General features: G+C 44.3%; 2 protein-coding genes and 1 pseudogene. All 3 read right to left on the reverse strand.

Annotated features, from left to right (window positions below; all coding sequences use genetic code 11):
• Positions 1–240: 240 nt before the first annotated feature.
• On the reverse strand, positions 241–4,071 hold the full coding sequence (locus ACEQ1T_RS11765; protein ID WP_370223061.1) for a S8 family serine peptidase: 3,831 nt from the start codon (positions 4,069–4,071) through the stop codon (positions 241–243).
• Between the two features lie 387 nt (positions 4,072–4,458).
• Positions 4,459–5,199, reverse strand: coding sequence for a 3-oxoacyl-ACP reductase FabG (fabG, locus tag ACEQ1T_RS11770; protein WP_206846099.1), 741 nt, complete (start codon positions 5,197–5,199; stop codon positions 4,459–4,461).
• Positions 5,200–5,237: 38 nt separating this feature from the next.
• Positions 5,238–5,756: pseudogene (locus ACEQ1T_RS11775) on the reverse strand (sodium:solute symporter family protein); the annotation flags it as partial.

The raw sequence follows: 5,756 nt of genomic DNA on the forward strand, positions 1-5,756 counted from the left end.
CTTCCTATTTGCAAGCTCCCCCCTTCTATTTGCAAGCACCCCCATTCTATTTGCAAGCTCCCCCATTCTATTTGCAAGTTCCCCCATCTATTTGCAGACTCCCCCTTCCTATTTGCAAACTCCCCCATCTATTTGCAAGCTCCCCCATCTATTTGCAAGCTCCCCCTTCCTATTTGCAAACCACTCCCCAAAAAGAAACCCGGCTCCTCTCAAAAGGAATCCGGGTCTCTCCAAACCTATTTATTTATCTTGCTTCCCATTCCCTTTTCCAGGCTTTGCCGGGCCATCAGGGGTTTCGTGATTCTGCGGTGGCTGCTCGCCTTTCTTCAGCTTATAAAGCTCGACTGTTTTGGTCGTTTTATTGCCGGCCAGATCCTCTGCTTCGAATGTGAAGACGTTTAAGCCTTCTTTCAATGAGAGTTTAATCTTTTTGAACTCTTTTTCGATGCCTCTCATTGCATAAGGCTCCTGGAATTCCTGGTAGAATAGCTCGCTGCCGTCCTGAGAGAAGCGAAGCTGGTCAAAGTTATCTGTCACTGTGATCTTGATGACAGGGTCTTTCTTGTTATGTTTAATGTATTTGCTTGAAGGCAGACCATCGATTTCGACAGTTGGTCCTGTCGCATCGACTAGGATCGTGCGTTTGAAGGAAATCGCATTATTCGCAGTGTCCACAGCCTTCACTTCCAGGCTGTGAACGCCATCTTCAAACGTCATCGTTGTTTCAAATTCATATTCGCCTTTTGCTTCGTTGTAAGTTGTCTCAATAGGAGTTCCGGCAATGGTGAATTCCTTCATGCCAGACTCTTCTTTAATCGTGCCGCTGACATTCAGTTCATTTGTGTTGTATACTTCAAGCGCCTCAGGCTCTACGAGGTACACGTATGGAACGGTCTTGTCATTGCTCACTTCGCCCACTTCCACAGTTGCTTCGGAAGAGTTTCCGGCAAAGTCATAGGCTACAACCTTAACATTTGTGCCAGCTTCCAATTCTTCCGGAAGTGTAAATTCATCAGTATCTCCGCTTAGCGCTTCTTCCAGAATAGACTCTTCATCTACGAAAATATCGATATACGAAATGCCGGAGCCGTCAGGGTTATCAGCAGCTTCCAGCTTTAATGCTGTGTTTCCTTCGATAAGCTCAGCCTGAACGCTTGGCGCAGCCGTGTCCACTTTTACAGGGATTTTCACGGACTGCCATTCAGCGCCTGCATAGTCGATAACAGATTTAATCTCAAAATAGTACTGTCCATCCTGTGCAAGCTGATTGCTGATTTTACCATCCCAGCCCCAATTCGGGTTAAGTGTATAATTCGGACCAAGTCCTCCATCGTAATAATGTTTGCGAAGGCTGTTTTCCGTTCGCAGCTTTCTTAGTGTTTTTCCATCCTCATCCGTAATCGCGAATTCTGCTTGTTTAGCATTTCGCAGGAATGAAAGAACCGGGATCAATTGATCCTGAACTTTGTCTCCGTTCGGAGAAATGGCGATTGCGTCTCCGCTGAATGCGTCATTTACCGGATCATATCCCAAGTAAGAATAGCCCTCGGCTGTTTCAGAAACAGCTCCTGCCATTCCGTAGAATGAATTGTCATCATACTTCATGCCGTCAAGGATCGGAGCTTTATCCCAATCACCCTTAAAGCCAACGTAAGGAACCGTTAATTGCGGGTTCACGTCAGTTGAATCTGTCAAAGTAACATACCCTTCAACAAAGTATCCATTCGGGAATACCTCGTTGATGTCCAGAGGAGTTTCCCAATCTCCTGTTATCGAAGGTTCTACCACTTTTGCATTGCTGACATCCACACTTACTTTAAAGCTAACAGAGCCATTCGCAGGAACGGTTACCTCTGCTGAATCCTGGCCATCCACTTTTACAGAAGCATCTAAAATCTTCTGGGCTTCAAGCTCATCTGCTGCCCAGCCCATCTCTCCATAGGCTGCAAAATCAGTCTGCAGATTCGCTGCCACATCATATGCCACATTTTGATCACTGAAGTTTTGAGCTTTTAACGTGAATTCAAAGGTATTGCCCACTTCTTTTAAAGCCACTTTCCCTTCATTCGTTGAAGCCTCCGTTACGATAACAGGAGAAGATAATGCCGAATGAAGCTGCATGATGCCGGAACCCTGGCGGCGTGGAGAATAAGGGATATTCCAATTAAATGCACTGTTTACGGTTCCTTTATCAATGACCGGCGCCGCTGTGTTCATCATCAGGTTCTTTGCAACGTTGACTCGGTCAAATCCGGTTACGCCAAACTCTGTATCAACACGCTCAAGAACAAGTGCCGCACCACCGGAAACATGAGGAGCTGCCATGGAGGTACCGCTCATCATACCGTACTGGTTATTCTCAAGAGTAGAGTAAATTTGTCCGCCCGGAGCTGTAATTTCAGGCTTGAAGTCCAGGTTAGGCGTTAATCCCCAAGAAGTGAAGGCGCTCATTTTGCCTGCTTCAGGGTTTGCTGATTTTGTTTTTTCCCCGTTAAATGAAAGAGTGACTGTCTGCCCATCCTGAATCGCTGCTGCCAGCTTGTCTCCGTCTGTCTTCAGCATGAACAGCTGCGGGATGGTAATGGACGGATCGCTCGCCATGTTGACATATCCGTCTGCATTATTGTAAATAATGACCCCAAGGGCTCCAGCTTTCTGCGCATTAATCGCTTTATCAACGAATGCCAATTCCCCACGCTGAATTAAAGCGTATTTTCCTGCAACACTGGACAGCTCTTCAGGCTTGCCCAGTCCACCGTATGCCACTTCAAATGTTTTCGTCTCAACATCGTTCGGGTGAACATTTCCAGCTGATAAAAACGCAGCTTTTCCGGACTCTTCACCGAATTGGTAGTTCACTGCATCCAGATCCATGAAGGTATTTTCAATAGATGCTACCTGCAGAGAATCATAGGATACCCCAGGGGATCCGGAAACGCCGATATCCGGGTTTTCACTGCTTGGATTTGCAAATCCATTTCCAAAGTGAGCAGAGTTCCCTGCAGAAATAGACATTAAAATACCATTTTCCACAGCTCTGGCAATCGCCTTTTGCTCAGCTGATTCAGGGCTGACGAACCCTGCTGTAGAACCAAGACTCATGTTCAGAACGTCTGCACCAAGTACAATCGCATCATCAATCGCCTTAACATAAATATCACTGTATGTAGAAGGCATATTCGGATCATTTCCGAATACTTTAAGCGCAAGGATCTGGGCTTCAGGTGCTACCCCTTTAATGCCGCCGTTTTCCTCATCGCCATTCGCTCCGACAGTTCCGGCAACGTGCATTCCATGCATGGATGCATCCGGGCCGATATCGCGGATCGTGTCATTTTCATCCATATAGTTGTATCCATATGGCACTTTTTCAGAATAATATTTTCCAAGAAGACCATTATCTTTCTTAAATTTCGAGATTTCAGCCTTCGTTAATTCCTTTTCCGTTTCTCCTGCCAGAACCATGTCGCGGTGAGAAGGATCCATGCCGGTATCGATGACACCAACTACCATTCCTTCACCTTTAAAGCCATAATCACGCCAAGCTTCCTGAGCTTGTACGAGTTCTTTGCTGTAAAGCATATCCGGCTTTTCCTGCGGCTTTTCGTACTCATTGACCACTTGTACTTCTGCCACTTCCGGCATTTCTTTTACAAGCTCAATGTCTCCATACATCATCTCAGCACTGAAGCCATTTACTATCGTAGTAAAACTTTCGCGTTCTATCATCTTTACTTTATTCTTTTTAGCACGATCCTTTACCTTCTGCTGTTCAGACAGCTTTTCATTTTTCAGCTTCTGCTTCGTTGCATCTGGAAGTTCTTTGTACTTCTTGTTTTGCTTTTGGGCATAAAGGACAGATGGCTCTGTCTTCATCTCGACTATGACCCTGACTATATCTGTTTTATTGTACTGCTTGTCCAATTCACTTTTCTTTATTTCCTGGATGGTCCTGCGGTTTTCTTCTCCCTTGGTGCTCGGTGATTTTTCGGGTAAAACGGCCCCTGACACCGAACTGGAGAACATTAGCATGAACATTAATAAGGCCAATGCTGATCTTTTAATCCTCATCCCCTACCTCCTAGTTATATTATTCAGAATTTTTTTAATACACTATAAAGGTATCAAATCCAAATTTTTCATATAAGAATCAAAAGACCTGATTAACACCTATTCTCACGGTAAAAAAGAACTATTTTTCGCGAAAAATGCTGCTGAAAAATTTCATATTTTAACAGAATATGAGATTTATCGGGACAGAGGGACAGGTTCTTTGTCCTAATAAAGGATCCTGTCCATAAACAAAGAAAAATGAGGCATAACCAGACATCACCTCTGCCTGACTATACCTCTATTGATTCTTGCTTCTTTCTAAATAAAACAATGGCTTACCCATTTCAGAATATCCTCATAAAACTTTTGTGAAACAAGATTTTTCGGGTAGTGTCAGTCACTAAATCAGATAACAAGTCCCCCATCTATACTCAAAATCGCTCCAGTGATAAAACGCGCTTCTTCTGAGGCCAGGAAGGCATAGCCGTTTGCTATGTCTTCCGGTCTGCCCATTTGATTCAAGGGTGATTTTGCTTTCATGATGTCTTTTACCTTATCAGGCAGAACATTGGTCATGTCCGTCTCAATAAATCCGGGGGCAATGGCATTGACTCGAATTCCGGATTTCCCCAATTCCTTCGCCCACGTTTTAGTCATTCCGTTTACTCCCCATTTAGCTGCAGCATAATTGGACTGGCCAAAGTTGCCGTATATTCCCACAACCGAAGAGGCATTAAGAATGACTCCTTCCCCCTGATCTTTCATTATTTTTGCCGCATACTGGCCGACATTGAAAACACCCTTTAGGTTTACATCGATGACATGATCCCACTGGGCCTCTGTCATATTTGTCAGCTGTGCATCTTGAACAATACCGGCATTGTTTATGACAATATCTACACGTCCGTACTGAACTAACGTTTCTTCAAATAACCGACTGACTTCATTCCGATTCGCCACATTGCATACAACATAGATGGCTTCTCCATCGGCTTTTCTAACTTCCTCTGCCCTGTTCATCAGATTCTGCTCATTTAAATCAGCTAAGACTAATTTTGCTCCTTCTTCTGCAAATTTCTTAGCTGTGGCTTCACCGATGCCTTGCCCTGCACCGGTAATGACAGCAACCTTCCCTAATAATTTCATTTTTATGTTCCTTTCATTAAAATCTCTCAATCTCCTATTTATCCCTCAACTGCCTCATTCGACCCGGAAACCGCCTTTTGGTCATTTTCTTCCGGAGCATAATCATCCTGAATGGCCGAGATAGCCTTTTTGGTCGAGCTGCTTATTTCGCTTTCAAAATAGGGTTCATACGCTTCAAGCGGTGCTTTCTTGCCAATTTTAACCGCAATTAAAACGCTTACAAACGCGGCCGCCAGAGCAATGATAAATGGATTAGTTGCTCCCAATACCTTCGCAATGATATATACCAGGGTACCAACAATGATGTTGGCATATGCACCTGCACTGTTCATGCGCTTCCAATATAATCCTAAATAGACGACAAAGAAGAAAGCTGCGCCAAATCCTCCGTACACATACGTGAATCCCATTGCCAGCAGCACGGGCGGTTTAATCGCGCTCAGTACCGCTAAAACACCAAGTGCCAGAACGGTATATCTTAAATGCTTTTTTGAATTCTCCTCCGTTGTTTTCGATGTGAATATATTTTTGTAAATATCATAGTAAAGCGATGTCCC

It is taken from the genome of Cytobacillus sp., from assembly GCF_964223445.1.
GTDB lineage: Bacteria > Bacillota > Bacilli > Bacillales > Cytobacillaceae > Cytobacillus.